Source organism: Mesorhizobium sp. M1A.T.Ca.IN.004.03.1.1, assembly GCF_003997555.1.
Lineage (GTDB): Bacteria > Pseudomonadota > Alphaproteobacteria > Rhizobiales > Rhizobiaceae > Mesorhizobium.
The window spans coordinates 463,672-477,463 of record NZ_RZTV01000003.1; the positions used below are offsets into that span (position 1 = coordinate 463,672).

At 61.5% G+C, this 13,792-nt stretch carries 10 protein-coding genes and 2 pseudogenes; 10 read left to right on the top strand and 2 right to left on the bottom strand.

The genetic code is table 11. From position 1 onward, the window contains the following. The first annotated feature begins 109 nt into the window (after window positions 1–109). On the top strand, window positions 110–1,882 hold the full coding sequence (locus tag EOD29_RS12570) for an SLC13 family permease (RefSeq protein WP_127246866.1): 1,773 nt from the start codon (window positions 110–112) through the stop codon (window positions 1,880–1,882). 51 nt (window positions 1,883–1,933) lie between these two features. Here EOD29_RS12570 and EOD29_RS12575 read toward each other — a convergent pair. Beyond that, a pseudogene (locus tag EOD29_RS12575) lies at window positions 1,934–3,012 on the bottom strand (mechanosensitive ion channel family protein). 670 nt (window positions 3,013–3,682) lie between these two features. On the opposite strand from EOD29_RS12575, the gene EOD29_RS12585 reads away from it, so the two are divergent. The 6 genes from EOD29_RS12585 to EOD29_RS12610 are packed head-to-tail and all read left to right on the top strand — an operon-like array spanning window position 3,683 to window position 8,528. After that, on the top strand, window positions 3,683–4,459 hold the full coding sequence (locus tag EOD29_RS12585; RefSeq protein ID WP_127247006.1) for an amino acid ABC transporter ATP-binding protein: 777 nt from the start codon (window positions 3,683–3,685) through the stop codon (window positions 4,457–4,459). A 41-nt stretch (window positions 4,460–4,500) separates the two neighbouring features. Next, a complete protein-coding gene (locus EOD29_RS12590; protein WP_127216511.1) occupies window positions 4,501–5,319 on the top strand; it encodes a transporter substrate-binding domain-containing protein in 819 nt (272 codons plus the stop codon). Between the two features lie 54 nt (window positions 5,320–5,373). Then, entirely contained in the window at window positions 5,374–6,087 is a 714-nt protein-coding gene (locus EOD29_RS12595; protein ID WP_127246867.1) for an ABC transporter permease subunit, read from the top strand. 1 nt (window position 6,088) lies between these two features. Continuing rightward, window positions 6,089–6,808 carry an ABC transporter permease subunit gene (locus EOD29_RS12600; protein WP_067329696.1) on the top strand — a complete coding sequence of 240 codons (720 nt, stop codon included), beginning with the start codon at window positions 6,089–6,091 and terminating at the stop codon, window positions 6,806–6,808. Next, complete coding sequence (locus EOD29_RS12605; protein ID WP_067329699.1) at window positions 6,796–7,149, top strand: cupin domain-containing protein; 354 nt, start codon at window positions 6,796–6,798, stop codon at window positions 7,147–7,149. Before EOD29_RS12600 ends, EOD29_RS12605 begins: the two co-directional genes overlap by 13 nt. A 47-nt stretch (window positions 7,150–7,196) precedes the next feature. Continuing rightward, window positions 7,197–8,528 (top strand): FAD-binding oxidoreductase, encoded by a 1,332-nt coding sequence (locus tag EOD29_RS12610; protein WP_127246868.1) that lies wholly within the window; start codon window positions 7,197–7,199, stop codon window positions 8,526–8,528. Between the two features lie 186 nt (window positions 8,529–8,714). On the opposite strand, the gene EOD29_RS12615 is transcribed toward EOD29_RS12610, so the two are convergent. After that, window positions 8,715–9,389 (bottom strand): FCD domain-containing protein, encoded by a 675-nt coding sequence (locus EOD29_RS12615; protein WP_095783156.1) that lies wholly within the window; start codon window positions 9,387–9,389, stop codon window positions 8,715–8,717. A 178-nt stretch (window positions 9,390–9,567) separates the two neighbouring features. On the opposite strand from EOD29_RS12615, the gene EOD29_RS12620 reads away from it, so the two are divergent. From EOD29_RS12620 to EOD29_RS12630, 3 genes and pseudogenes are all read left to right on the top strand, one after another. Further along, window positions 9,568–11,022, top strand: coding sequence for an NAD-dependent succinate-semialdehyde dehydrogenase (locus EOD29_RS12620; RefSeq protein WP_245475340.1), 1,455 nt, complete (start codon window positions 9,568–9,570; stop codon window positions 11,020–11,022). Between the two features lie 325 nt (window positions 11,023–11,347). After that, entirely contained in the window at window positions 11,348–12,403 is a 1,056-nt protein-coding gene (locus EOD29_RS12625) for a LacI family DNA-binding transcriptional regulator (protein ID WP_127246870.1), read from the top strand. Window positions 12,404–12,530: 127 nt separating this feature from the next. Further along, a pseudogene (locus tag EOD29_RS12630) lies at window positions 12,531–13,705 on the top strand (sugar ABC transporter substrate-binding protein). Window positions 13,706–13,792 lie beyond the last annotated feature (87 nt).

Genomic DNA, 13,792 nt, shown 5'->3' on the forward strand with positions numbered 1-13,792 from the left:
CTCATGCGCGATGGCCTTCAGCTCCGCCAGCAGCCCAAGACCGTCGGGCCAAAGCAACAAAGGAGCAGTCTGGGCGTTCTGATCAGCCGCTTGCGGAGCAGCCGAAGACATGACCATGCCGCAAATCCTGTCGTTCGCCGTCACCTTCGTGATGATGGCAGCGTTCGTATGGGGCCGCTATCGCTATGATCTCGTCGCTGCCGCGGCGCTGTTGCTCGCCCTCGCCGTTGGGATTGTGCCCTTTGACAAAGCCTTCAGCGGGTTTAGCGACGATATCGTGATCATTGTCGGCAGTGCTCTGCTGGTGAGCGCAGGCATAGCGCGATCGGGCATCATGGAACTCGCCATCGCGCGCTTTGCTCCGAAATTGTCGGGAGTTCGCTCGCAACTGGCGCTGCTGGTGATCGTGGTGACGTGCCTGTCTGCCTTCGTCAAGAATATCGGCGCGCTGGCGATCATGATCCCGATCGCCTTTCAGTTCGCGCGCCGGTCCGGCACCTCGCCATCGATATTTCTGATGCCCATGGCGTTCGGGTCATTGCTCGGCGGTCTCATGACGCAGGTGGGCACTTCCCCGAACATTGTTGTCTCCCGGGTGCGAGAGCAGCTGACCGGAACGGCGTTCACAATGTTCGACTTCGCGCCCGTTGGAGCGGCCGTCGCCGCCGCCGGAATGATCTTTCTGCTGTCTTTCTATTGGCTGTTGCCGGTGCGCGAAAAGCTCGGCGGGGCGCTGAATGAAGCCCTCGACATCAAGGACTACCTCACAGAGGCGCGCGTTGTCGGCGATTCCACCGTGCTTGGGAAAACCGTCGCCGACGTCATAAAGCTTGCCGGCGGCGATGCCGTCGTGACCTCGATCCTGCGCAATCGGACGATGCGGATGACGCCGCTGCCCGATGCTGTCCTGAAGGTGAACGACATCCTGTTGCTCGAAGGCGACCCGGCGGCGCTGGATCGCCTTGTCTCGCAAGGCAAGCTCAGCGTCACGGGCGATCGGGTGAATGAAGAGGTCACCACCAGCGAGATGGTCGCTATCGAGGCCGTCATTGGCGAAAGCTCGCCTTTGATCGGCTGGACGGCCCAGCGACTTGCCCTCTACGATCGCTTCAACGTCAACCTCCTGGCTGTCAGCCGTCGCGGCCAGCGCCTCGATCGCAGGCTCGCCAAGGTCGAGCTAAGGCTCGGGGACGTCGTCGTGTTGCAGGGCAATGCAACCACAATGCCCGAGACACTGCGCGGACTAGGCTGCCTGCCGCTGGCGGAAAGGCCTATCCTTCTTGGCAGCGTGCGCAAGGGTATCGTGCCCGTGGTAATCCTCGCCCTTGCCATGCTCACGACTGCCGTGGGTCTGCTCCCTGTTCCCGTCGCTTTCTTTGCGGCCGCGGTCGCGATCGTGCTGTTCAAGGTCATCCCGCTCCGCGACGTCTACCAGTCGCTGGATGGCCCAATCCTGGTGATGCTCGCCGTTCTCATCCCGGTGAGCGATTCGCTGCGCACTACGGGGGCGACCGCGCTGGTCGCCGCGGAGCTTGCCAGGTTCGGGACCGTTCTTCCGGCGCCCGGCGCCCTGACGCTGATCCTCGTTGCCGCCATGGCCGTGACGCCATTCCTCAATAATGCCGCGACCGTGCTAGTCATGGCGCCCGTCGCGTCGGAATTCGCCGCCGATCTGGGCTACAGGCCGGAAGCCTTTCTGATGGCTGTCGCCATTGGCGCCGGCTGCGACTTCCTCACGCCGATCGGGCACCAATGCAACACGCTTGTCATGGGGCCGGGAGGCTATCGTTTCAGCGACTATCCGCGTCTGGGGCTGCCGCTGTCGTTCCTTGTCGTCATTGTTGCCGTGCCGATGCTGGCGATCGTCTGGCCAATGAACTGACAAGCCATAGAGGGACGCGAACGACCTCGCTCTACCAAGCTGCCGGGATGTTCACCGCAAATTGCTCTTCGGAAACAGCACGCGATCGGGTTCTGCATTCATTCGCGCCAGCATTTCCTTGATCAAGCGTGTCTTGGTGCGGCCCGCTTCCTTCGGCGGCACGAGGTAGCGCACGATGGCTTCGAGCCAGGTATTTTCGCTGAGCGAAAATGAACCACCGGATGCTCCTTCACTTGCAGCTCGTCCACCGGCGTTTTCGACAGGATGTCCTTATAGACCTTCACCTTCTGGCTCATGATGTCGCCGATCTGCTCGTCCACGACCTCTCGCATGGTTTTCGCCACGAATTCCAGGTCGCTGTCGTAGGCGAGCTGGAACTTGATCTCGTTCCAGACATAGGGAAACAGCGGCCAGGAATAGTTGAAGACCGGCGTGTCGAACACGGTGGAGTTGGGGAACTTGATGACGCGTCCGCTCGGATGATCGGTCCAAAGATGTTCGCCGCCGAATTCCCACAACGTCGTGTCGAGATAGCTGACGTCGATGACATCGCCATGGGCGTCGCCGATGCGAATCCGGTCGCCGACGCGATAGGGCGCCCGGGCCAGAATATAGATCCAGGCGATGAAACTGGAGATCGGCATCTGCAGCGCGAAGCCGAGAGTCAGTGAAATCAGGCCGAGCGAAACGACGGCGGCGTACCAGTTCACGAACAGAACCGAGATGGCCACGAAGACGACGGCGACCACGACGATCAATCGAAAAATTCGTTTCAGGTTGAAACGCGAGACACGATTGGGAATGCGGCCGATGAGAAAGACTTCGACGATATTCGCTATCGTCAGCATGACGAAAATGAGAAGGCCGCCCCAGACATAGTTCAGCACGCGGACGCGCAAGGTCGCGTCGAGCCATTCCGAGCGCCAATTGATGAGAAGCTGGACGGCAAAGAGCAGCAAGGCAGCGGCAGCGAAGCCAGCCGTCCACCAGAGGTCTTCCTTGCGGAAGCTGAAGCGGAACTTTTCCGCGGGCTTTTTCGCCTGCTGCTGGATCGTTTTCGGATCGGCAGTCCGCTGCGCGGCCCGTTCGAGCCGGGAAAGGTTCTCCTGTTCCTTGTCGCGCCGTTCCATGGATTCGCCATCCGATGTCGCATCAACATCGAGCAGCGGCTAATCGTTCCGCGACGGCGGTATTGAGAGGAGGCGCTTGCCGGCGCGTGGGATCTGGTCGCCATGTGCGACGTGCTCGAACATGCGGATCTGGGTTTCCTCGGCCGCCTTAAGACCGTCACCTGGCCGCCGCCGTCCCTTATTGCCGCTGGCGCGGGCTCGGCGCCGGCGGCGACGCGTGGGCGGCCCGGCGGAGCGGGCCCGAACATTCTGTTTAGGAAGCGATAGGCGAGTCTATGTTCGGCTGAGGGCCGGGCGAGGGGCGGTTGCGATGATCTTCATTCCGCGAATTGGATCCGACGCGCCAAATGTAAGCTGTTCCTGCAGATTTTTCTCGCAACCAATTTGATCTATCTTGACACCGGTTGCGATACCAATGTCATATTGGTCCTAAGAATCCCGAGATTGGTTTCAAATAGTTGCTAGAGGCAGCGAGCCGATGAACGTGACTGACAGCAAGGGATATCGAACCGTTTCGAGGAGGAGCGCCATAGACGGCGTCGTCACCGACGAAAGTGGGAGCGATGGTCACAGTCGCCTAACACTTAACGAACTCGCGCAGACGATGGACAGCCGGGGCCAGCCCCATGTTGAGAAGGTGCGATCTGAATGGAACCGAAGACGCCGTGACATGGCCCCGGTTCTAAAGGTCCATGAACTCAGTAAGAATTTCGGCGCGGTCAGGATCCTTAACGACGTCACTTTCCAGATGGCGGAAGGGGAGGTCATATCCCTTATCGGCGCGTCTGGCTCGGGAAAGAGCACGTTGTTGCGCTGCATAAATTTTCTGGAGACGCCGACCTCAGGGAGGATCGAGGTGATGGGCGACGCAATCTCCATCACCACCAATCGACCGGGCAAGAGCGAAATCACCAACCGCGCGAAGATCCGGCTCTTTCGCCAGCGGACTGGCATGGTGTTCCAGAACTTCAATCTCTGGCCGCACCGGACCGTGATCGGCAACGTGACAGAGGCGCTCGTCTACGTGCTCGGGAAAGGAAGGCGGGAGGCCGAGGATATGGCGCTTTCGGCGCTTTCCAAGGTGGGGATGGCCGAATTCCGCGACCGCTATCCCAGTCAGCTTTCAGGCGGTCAACAACAGCGCGTGGCGATCGCACGGGTGCTGGCGATGCGACCAAAGATCATGCTTTTTGACGAGCCCACATCCGCGCTCGATCCGGAACTCGTGGGCGAGGTGCTGAAGGTGATCCGCACGCTGGCCGAAGAGGGGGCGACCATCCTTCTCGTCACCCATGAAATGCGGTTTGCGCACGACGTGTCGAGCCGAATGATATTCCTGCGCAAAGGTATCCTTGAGCAGGACGATGCGCCGGAAGAGTTGTTTCGCAACCCTGCCTCAGAGGCGGTGAAACGGTTTCTCTCCAGCGTCATGCAAGCCGCCGCGTGATCGCGGCTTTCTTCAGCAGAACAAGAAAAGGGGTAACACTCATGCTTTCAGTTCAAACGTTTCGTTCGATTTTCGTATCCGGTTTCATGCTCGCCGCCGCAGCCGGTGCCGCGCGCGCCGAGGAAGGCGTCCTACGCGTCGGCACGGAAGGGGACGCGCCGCTGTTCAGCATGGCCGACGCCAACGGAAACGTCACCGGCTTCGACGCCGACGTTGCCAACGGTATCTGCGCCGAACTCAAGATGAAGTGCAAATTCGTGGTGCAGGCTTTCAGTTCGCTGGTTCCCTCCATGGATAGCGACCGTTTCGACGTGATCATTTCCGGCCTTGGCATCACTGCCGAGCGCCAGAAGAAGATCGACTACTCCATCCCGTACGCCACCACCCCGCTCTATTTCGTGGTCCCCAAAGATTCCGCTCTTGCCGGGCTCAAGAGTCTCGAGGAGATCGAAAAGGCGCTCGCGGGAAAGAGTGTCGGCGTCGTGACAGGTACGACCTATGCCAAATTCATCGGCAAGCGGGCGACCAGCGCCGATCTCAAGACTTATGATGCCACCACTCAGCAGACCGCTGATCTTGCGGCTGGCCGCCTGGATGCCGCTTTCGGCGACTCCCCGACCTGGATGGATTTCCTCGCTACACCGGACGGCGCCAACTTCACGAAGATCGATGTGAAGATTACGGCGATGAGCGATCCTGAAACCCTCGGCCACGGCATGGGTGTCGGCATGCGCAAGGGGAATGCCCAACTCAAGGCTAAGGTAGATGCCGCGCTCTGCAACATGATCGATGGAGGTAAGATCAAGGAGTCTTCCCTCAAGTGGTTCAAGGACGACTACACCATTCCGTGCAAGAAGTGATCCTCTCGCAACAACTGGCCGTCGCAGCCCGCGGCGGCCCGACGGGTGTCATCCATGTTTGAAACTATCTGGTCGCTGGTTGTGGAGCAGGGCTGGGGACTCGCATTGCTGCGCGGCGCCTTCGTGACGATCTGCATCGGGCTGGTCGGCATGATGATCGGGTTGATCGCAGCCGTCCCGTTTGCCATAGCGCGCTGGCAGCGGCTCCCGGTGCTGTCCCAGATGATCGATGTCTACAGCATCGTCGTCCGCGGCGTGCCGGGTCTTCTTGTGATCTATCTCCTGTTCTTTGGCTCTGTCGACTGGGTGCAGAAGATAGCCGTTGCCTTCGGCTACCGAGACATGGCTGAAAGTGCCTACCCGTCCATTATCGGCATCCTCGCCATCGCGACCATTTCCTGCGCCTATTCGATCGAGGTGATGCGAGGCGCTTTGGAATCCGTTCCCAACGGTCTTCTTGAAGCCGCGAAATCTTTGGCGTTGCCTCGATCGGTCGCCTTTTTCAGAATCACGTTGCCGCTCGCGTTGAGACTTGCTCTCGGCGGGATCAACAATGTCTGGCAGATGACGATCAAGGATACTTCACTCGTTTCCATCGTCGGCATGCAGGAACTCATGCGTATGGCGGCTATCGCAGCGGGCATCACGCGCTCGCCACTTCTCTTTTACTGCATCGCTGCCTCGCTGTTCTTCGCCATGACAGCAGTCAGCCAGACCCTGTTCGGCCTGGCTGAGCGCCATATCAATCGCGGCTTCAGCGGAGGTTAGAATGGATTTCACCATTATTGCCTATGCGATTCCGTTCCTTCTCACCGGCGCAAAGACAACGCTTCTGATCTCGGTGTTCGGCGTGGGCTTAGGACTGCCATTCGGCATCCTGGTGGCGCTCGCGCGCACTTCGCGCAATCGTTTGGTTTGCACGGCGGCCGACGCCTATTGCGCCGTCTTTCGCGGCACGCCCATGCTGGTGCAGATATTCGTGATCTACTACGGATTAGGGCAGGTCGGGTTCTTTCGCTCCAACCCGGTGATTTGGTGGCTGATCGGCGACGGCCTGCACGCAGCCATTCTCGCGGTCCTGTTGAACACCGGTGCCTACACAGCCGAAATCTTTCGAACCGCGTTTTTATCCCTGCCGCGCGGGCTGATCGAGGCGGCGGAAGCCTGCGGCATGTCGCCTTGGATTATCTTGCGCCGGATCAAGTTCCCGCTGGCTTTGCGACAAGCGCTGCCATCCTACAGCAGTGAGGTTGCCATCATCGTCAAAGAATCCAGCCTCGCTTCGACCATCGCTGTGCTCGAAATCACCGGTTGGGCCAAACGCCTGATGAGCGAAACCTTCGCCATTATGGACATCTTCATCATCACCTCCGTCTTCTACCTCACCCTCAATGTCGTCGGACTGACTGCCTTGAAGCTTTTGGAGCGGCAACTTTGGTTCGAACGGCGTTCAACGCGCAGAAAGGCCACATCCCTATGTCCAAGTTGACGTTCATCGACCAGAATGTTCTTCCGCGCCCACGCGAAGGGCAGCCTCTGCCCGACCGCCTTGTGGAGGGCGATCCACGTTTTCTGAGCTGGGATATCGCCCAGACCGCAGACGGCGCCGTGAAGGCAGGGGTCTGGGAGGTCACGCCTGGCGCCTATCGTTCGATTAAGGGCGAGACTTTCGAGTTCTGCTACATCCTTTCGGGTGTCTCCGAACTTACTGAGGATGGCTGCCCGCCGCGCCGCATCGCGGCTGGCGACGCCTTCGTCATGCATCCGGGATTCACCGGCGTATGGCGTGCCATCGAAACCACGCGCAAACTCTGGGTCTCACGTGATTGACCGGTTTGCGCTTGCCCGCCGATCCGACCAAAAGCTGGTATGTTCCCATGACCGCCGATCCCGCTGGCCCCTTCAAATCCACGCCCTATTGGTGGGAGGATTGCACCTTCTCTCCCCTCCCAGTCCGCCGGGTCGCCTCCAAATGCGACGTGGCGATCGTTGGGGGAGGCTATGCAGGACTTTCGGCGGCCATCGAGCTTGCTCGTGCCGGTCGCAGTGTTCAGCTTTTCGATCGCCAGTCGCTGGGGCAGGCGGCTGCCAGTCGTAATGGCGGCATGGCGAGCGGGAGCATTCGACCCGGGCGCAAGGAATTGATCAGAAGATTCGGCGAGGCCCGCGCCACCGAGATCCTGATGGAGGGAAAGGCCGCACGGGAAGACCTGTGGGCCTTTCTGAAGGAGGAGAAGGTGGAGTGTGACTTCCATCTCTCCGGCCTGTTCGTCGGCGCGATCAACGCTGATGAATGCGACGAACTCAGCCGCTCCGCCGATCTACTGCGGCGCTTTCTGGGCATCGAGGCTCATCCCGTTGGCCGGTTGGACGTGCCGACCTATATCGGGACGGATTTCTACACGGGTGGATTCGTGCGGATGGATACCGGTGGCCTGCATCCGGCCAAGCTGCTTGCGGGTATTATACGGGTGGCAATGGCAACCGGAGCGGTAATCCATGAGAACACAGCCGTTACGGGAACCATCGCCGAGGCCGGCGGGGTCCGTGTGAGAACGTCGCGCGGTGACGTTCTCGCCAGGAAGGTGCTGATCTGCACGGATGCCTATACCGACGGCTTCGATCCTTGGCTGCGACGCCGTATTGTGCCGGTGCGCAGCCGCATCATCGCTACCGAGCCATTGGCAGAAGGCGTGATGGACCAGTTGATGCCGAAGCGCATGATGTATGGCGATATGCGCCAGCTCAGCTATTACTATCGCCCTTCGGCGGACGGATCGCGCATCCTCTTCGGCGGCAGGGACGGCACCACGGCGGGTGACGCGCTGGCGCCGACCACCCATTTGCGCAGCGAACTTGGCCGAATTTTCCCCGAACTGAGGGGCGTCGGCCTGACGCATAGTTGGTTTGGCCAGGTCGCCATGCATCGCGACATGGTGCCTCGGATTTTCACCTCGGGTGATACGGTTTACGCCACCGGCTTCTGCGGCTCCGGAGTGGTCTGGGCCCGCTGGCTGGGCAAGAAGGCCGCCTTCAAGATCCTCGGCGAAACCGAAAAGGCGCAGTCCGCCTTCGATTTCGACCCCGCTCCGAAGGCCGTGCCGTTTTACCGCGGCAAGCCATGGTTCATCCCGCTTGTCTATTCCCTTTACGAATGGCGGGATAAGCGTGCGATGCGCCGTCGCCAGCCCGAAGCAAAGAGGCGATAACGTTGCTCTTCCTTGGGGACGGGCCCGCCGGGTACAGGAACCTCATCTTGTCTGGATGGCGCGCACCGCGTCCGTCGTGAAAACAGTGTCAGATGCCCCGCCTTGAATAGAACGACAGGCGATTAGCGTTCGAACGCGCCATTCCGCTCGGTTCGGCAATCTCAAAATTTTGGCGATGAGGCCTACTCACCCCATTGTCTCCGATCCGAGTATGTTGGCTCTCGCGGTCAAGATATGGCTATGCATTCTTTGTTCGGCCTGCCCACCATCGCGGTCAGTGATCGCCTGTAAGATCGCGCGATGATGAGCCGTATACTCCTGCATACGCTCTTTCGTCAGAGACAGCTCTTTCATGCGCCCCCAAAGACGCCCCGCCCGAAGCGAGTGAATACCTTCGTAGAGCGAGGCCAGCAGTCCATTGCGGGCCGCCACCACTACCAGTTGATGGAACGCGGCGTCCCAACGCTCGAACTCCGCCAGCGTCGCGGCGGTACTGCCATGCTGGATGACCTTGTGCATCTCTTCAGTTTCATAGGGGGTCGCCCGCAACGCCGCGAGCGCCGCCACCTTCGGCTCGATGATTAATCGTGCTTCGAAGACCTCAGCGGGATAGGTCCACAGTTCTTTCCGGGAGGCATCGTGTGCGCGATACGGAGCGCTGGCAGTTGCCCCTCGCTCGGCGACGAAAGTGCCGCGCCCGACATGGCGAAGCAGGCGCCCCTCTTGCTCCATCTCGGCCAGCATGCGCCGGAGGGCCGTGCGGGGTAAACCTAGCTTGAGCGCGAGATCGCGCTCGGGCGGCAGCCGGTCGCCTGGCTGCAGTCCGGCCGCCTCGATGAAATCCCTCAAAACGACGGTCATGCGGCCACTCCACTAAGAAACGGGCGGATTTCTCTGCAACCAATTTGATCTATATTGACACCGGTTGCAATACCAATTTCATATTGGTTCCAGGAATCGACAGACTGGTTGCGCATGTTTTCTAAAGCCGCGAGAGGATGGTGTGAGTCAGACAGCAAGGGATATCGAACCTTTTTGCGTGGATGCTGCGGCTATCATTGCAAGCGCTCCTGTGGATCTGCTGGTGGGCGGCAAATGGACAAGTGCAACCGGCGGCAATCGGTTTGATGTCGCCGATCCATCCAACGGGCGCACGATCGCGTCTGTCGCAGACGGCGCAGTCGCCGACGCAATCCGGGCGATCGATGCTGCGGAGGCTTCTGCGACGATGTGGAGGCAAACACCCTCACGCTGGCGATCGGACATCCTGATGCGCTGCCACCAGCTCATGCGCGATCGTGCCGAATGGCTGGCGCAACTGATATCTCTGGAGAACGGCAAGGCCCTCCCAGACGCTCGCGCAGAGGTAACCTATGCCGCGGAGTTTTTCCGATGGTACGCCGAGGAGGGGGTGCGTACTCTCGGCGACATCGGCCACGCGCCGGGCGGTGCAAACCGAATCCTGGTTCAATACCAGCCGATTGGCATCGCCGTTCTCGTCACGCCCTGGAATTTCCCTGCGGCCATGGCGACCCGCAAAATCGCCCCAGCGCTCGCGGCGGGTTGCACGTGCGTACTGAAGCCGGCGGCTGAGACTCCACTGACCGCGTTGGCGATCGGTGCGATCCTCATGGAAGCCGGTTTGCCCGAAGGTGCCGTCAACATCGTGACGACCACGGCCGCGGGGCCTGTGGTGAGCGCGATGCTGCACGACAGTCGGGTGCGCAAACTGTCATTCACGGGTTCGACCGCCGTTGGGCGCATCCTGTTGCGTGAGGCCGCCAACCGGGTCATCAGCTGTTCCATGGAACTCGGCGGCAACGCTCCTTTCATCGTGTTCGATGATGCGGATCTGGACGATGCCGTGGCAGGCGCCATGGTCGCCAAGATGCGCAACGGCGGAGAAGCCTGCACTGCGGCGAATCGCTTCTATGTGCAGCGCGGCATTTACGACGCTTTTGTCCGCCGGCTTACCCAGGAAATGTCGTCGCTTTCAGTGGGGCCGGGTCTTCAAGCGACGACCCAGCTCGGGCCCCTTATTACCGCGACGGCCGTGGAGAAGGTTGATCGCTTGCTGAAGGATGCCGTTGCCCGTGGGGCGCGTATCGAAACGGGCGGCAAACCGCGGCCTGGCGAGGGCTTCTTCTATCCTCCGACAGTCCTGGCTGACGTTTCCCCCGATTCCGACATCGCGAAGGAAGAGATCTTTGGGCCGGTCGCAGCGGTCACGCCCTTCGATACGGAAGACGAGGCTGTCCGGCTGGCGAACGACACGGAGTATGGCCTCATATCCTACGTCTACAGTAGTGATCTCAGACGCGCCCTGAGGGTCGCCGAACGCATCGAAAGTGGAATGGTCGGCGTCAATCGTGGCCTAGTTTCGGACCCGGCAGCGCCGTTCGGGGGGATGAAGCAAAGCGGGCTCGGCCGCGAGGGAGGGCATCACGGCCTGCTTGAATATCTCCAACCAAAATACGTCGCGACCAACTGGTAATACCGGCGAAAGGCGCTCCTCCACCTAGTTGCGCCGCATGTCGGTCGTGCAGATCAGGCTAGCTACTTTTGGAAAACCGACAGTCTGCTTGCGGGCCCATCCGGTCCTTCGAGACTGGAACTTAAGATGTCCTCGCGCACGTCAACCATTAGGCGAAAAGCCGCGTCGCCGTTCCTGACCCCTTGCCAACCCCTCCCGCTTCCCCTAATCTCCCTTTTGGGAAAACCTTTTCCCAAATCGCCTCCCGCCTGCTGACCTCACCCGTCATCTTCGCGCAGGACGATAAGGGAAAACCTTTTCCCAACTTAGGGATGCGCCTCGAACTATGTCTTCCGACGCAGAGCCAGCGCCAGTTTCCGCCAAGCCGCCGGTCACCCTGCGCGAGGTGGCGGCTGCGGCCGGCGTCAGCGTGGCGACGGCGTCCAAGGCGCTGAACGGGCAGGGGCGCATGACCGCCGAGACGCGGGAGCGCATCCGTGAGGTGGCGCAGCGTCTTGGCTTCCGGCCGAACCACCTGGCGCAGAGCCTGCTGCGCAAGCGCTCCTTCACCGTCGGCCTGCTCACCAACGATACCTATGGCCGCTTCTCGCTGCCGCTGATGGCCGGCGTTTCGGACGCGCTGGTCGACAATGGCGTCTCGGTGTTCCTGTGCAATGTCGAGGACGACACGCGGCTCGGCCAGCTGCATGTCGAGGCCATGCTCGACAAGCGCGTCGACGGCATCATCGCCACGGGAAAACGCATCGACCGCCATCTGCCGATCGATCTCTCCAATCTGCGCATTCCCGTCGTCTATGCCTTCACCCAGCCGGATCCCGGCGCGGTCGGCCTGGTTTCCGACGATGCCGGCGGCGCACGGCTGGCGGTCGAGCATTTTTTGCGGCTCGGGCGCCGCCGCATCGCCCATGTCACCGGACCGGCGGGCTTCGCGGTGGTACATGCGCGGGCCGAGGCTTACCGGGAAGTGCTCGAGGCGCACGGCCTGCCGATCGGCGAGCCGCTGCTCGGCGCCTGGTCGGAAGGCTGGGGCCACGATGCGGTGGCGAAACTGTTCGGCAACGGCCGGGGCAGGCAAGGCTGGCCGGATGCCGTCTTTTGCGGCAACGACCAGATCGCCCGCGGCGTCATCGACGCGCTGCGCGAGCGCGGCATCCGCGTGCCCGACGATGTCGGCGTCATCGGCTTCGACAATTGGGAGATCGTGGCCGAGGCGACGCGCCCGCCGCTGACCTCGGTCGACATGAACCTTTCAGCGCTCGGCCGCGAGGCCGGGCTCGCTCTGCTTTCGCTCGTGGGCGGCCAGCCGGCCGCGCCGGGCATCAGGAAACTGCCGTGCCGGCTGGTGGTGCGTCAGTCATGCGGCCGTCCGCCGGACGGCTGAGGCGCCGCCTGCAGGCCGCCGCCGATCACGGCTGCGGCCAAGGCCAGCTTGGCAAACATGGTTTTCACGGTATTCCTCCTCATGGTTCTCCTCCCAATTTGGCCGTTGCGCGACGGCCGTTCGTTCGATGTCCGCCGAGACCGCCAACATCTGGGTGCGCGCCGACGGCTCGAATTTCATGCCGCGCATCGTCGACGCCTGCACAAGGACCAGATCAAGCTCGACATCATCCCGAACGCCGAGATCATCCCGAAATATGGCGCGGCCGCCGCCGGCGGCACCGCGCCCGACGCGCTGTCGCTCGACCTGATCTACACGCCGTCCTTCGCCGCCGCCGGCCAGCTGGAAGACATCACCGACTGGGCGAAATCCTTGCCCTATTTTTCGAGCCTGTCGCCGGCGCATGTGAAGACCGGCACCTATAAGGGCCGCATCTACGGCCTGCCGTTCTCGGCCGATTCTTCGGTGCTGATCTGGAACAAGAAGCTGTTCAAGCAGGCCGGGCTCGATCCGGAAAAGGGGCCGAAGACCTGGGCCGAGATCGAGGCCGACGCCGAGAAGGTCAACGCGCTCGGCGGCGACATCAAGGGCTTCTACTTCTCCGGCAATTGCGGCGGCTGCAACATCTTCACCTTCACGCCGCTGGTCTGGGCCTCGGGCGGCGACATCCTCTCCGAGGACGGCTCCAAGGCGACGCTCGATAGCCCGCAGCTGCGCGGCGCCATCGACCTCTACCGCTCGATGGTCAAGAAAGGACTGGTGCCCGAGGGTGCGCAGACCGACACCGGCGCCAACTTCTTCGCCGCCTTTGCCGGCGGCAAGATCGGCCTCTCGCCGTCCGGCGCCTTCGCCATCGGCGCGCTCAACACCCAATACCCTGATATCGACTACGGCATCACCTTCCTGCCGGGCAAGGATGGCGGCTGGTCGTCCTTCGCAGGCGGCGACAATTTCGTCGTCACCAAGGGCACCAAGAAGATCGCCGTGGTGAAGGAGTTTTTGGACTTCGCCTACTCGCTCGAGGGCCAGACCATCCTCGCCAAATATGGTAGCCTTCCGGTGCGCGGCGACATCGCCAAGGAAGCGCTCAAGGACCTCGATCCGCGCTACCAGGTGGCGGCCGAGGCGATGGCCAAGGGCCGCACGCCCTATTCGGTGGTGTTCAACGACCTGATCAACTCCGCCAACGGGCCGTGGACGCAGATGGTCAACGAGGTCTTCTTCGGCGACGATGTCGACGGCGCGATTTCGAACGCGCAGGAGACCATGCAGTCGATCATCGACCAGGCGCCGAACAAGTAAAGCGCGGCCCTAAACCTCCCCCTCGAGGGGAGGTCGGGCCGCAGGTCCGGGTGGGGTCGCCCGCGAAGTACGCCGACGCTATCTCCC

Coding starts and splice junctions, on each gene's coding strand:
- EOD29_RS12595 (WP_127246867.1), top strand. CDS start 5,374: ATGTTTGAAACTATCTGGTCGCTGGTTGTGGAGCAGGGCTGGGGACTC.
- EOD29_RS12610 (WP_127246868.1), top strand. CDS start 7,197: ATGACCGCCGATCCCGCTGGCCCCTTCAAATCCACGCCCTATTGGTGG.
- EOD29_RS12570 (WP_127246866.1), top strand. CDS start 110: ATGACCATGCCGCAAATCCTGTCGTTCGCCGTCACCTTCGTGATGATG.
- EOD29_RS12625 (WP_127246870.1), top strand. CDS start 11,348: ATGTCTTCCGACGCAGAGCCAGCGCCAGTTTCCGCCAAGCCGCCGGTC.
- EOD29_RS12585 (WP_127247006.1), top strand. CDS start 3,683: ATGGCCCCGGTTCTAAAGGTCCATGAACTCAGTAAGAATTTCGGCGCG.
- EOD29_RS12615 (WP_095783156.1), bottom strand. CDS start 9,389: ATGACCGTCGTTTTGAGGGATTTCATCGAGGCGGCCGGACTGCAGCCA.
- EOD29_RS12590 (WP_127216511.1), top strand. CDS start 4,501: ATGCTTTCAGTTCAAACGTTTCGTTCGATTTTCGTATCCGGTTTCATG.
- EOD29_RS12600 (WP_067329696.1), top strand. CDS start 6,089: ATGGATTTCACCATTATTGCCTATGCGATTCCGTTCCTTCTCACCGGC.
- EOD29_RS12605 (WP_067329699.1), top strand. CDS start 6,796: ATGTCCAAGTTGACGTTCATCGACCAGAATGTTCTTCCGCGCCCACGC.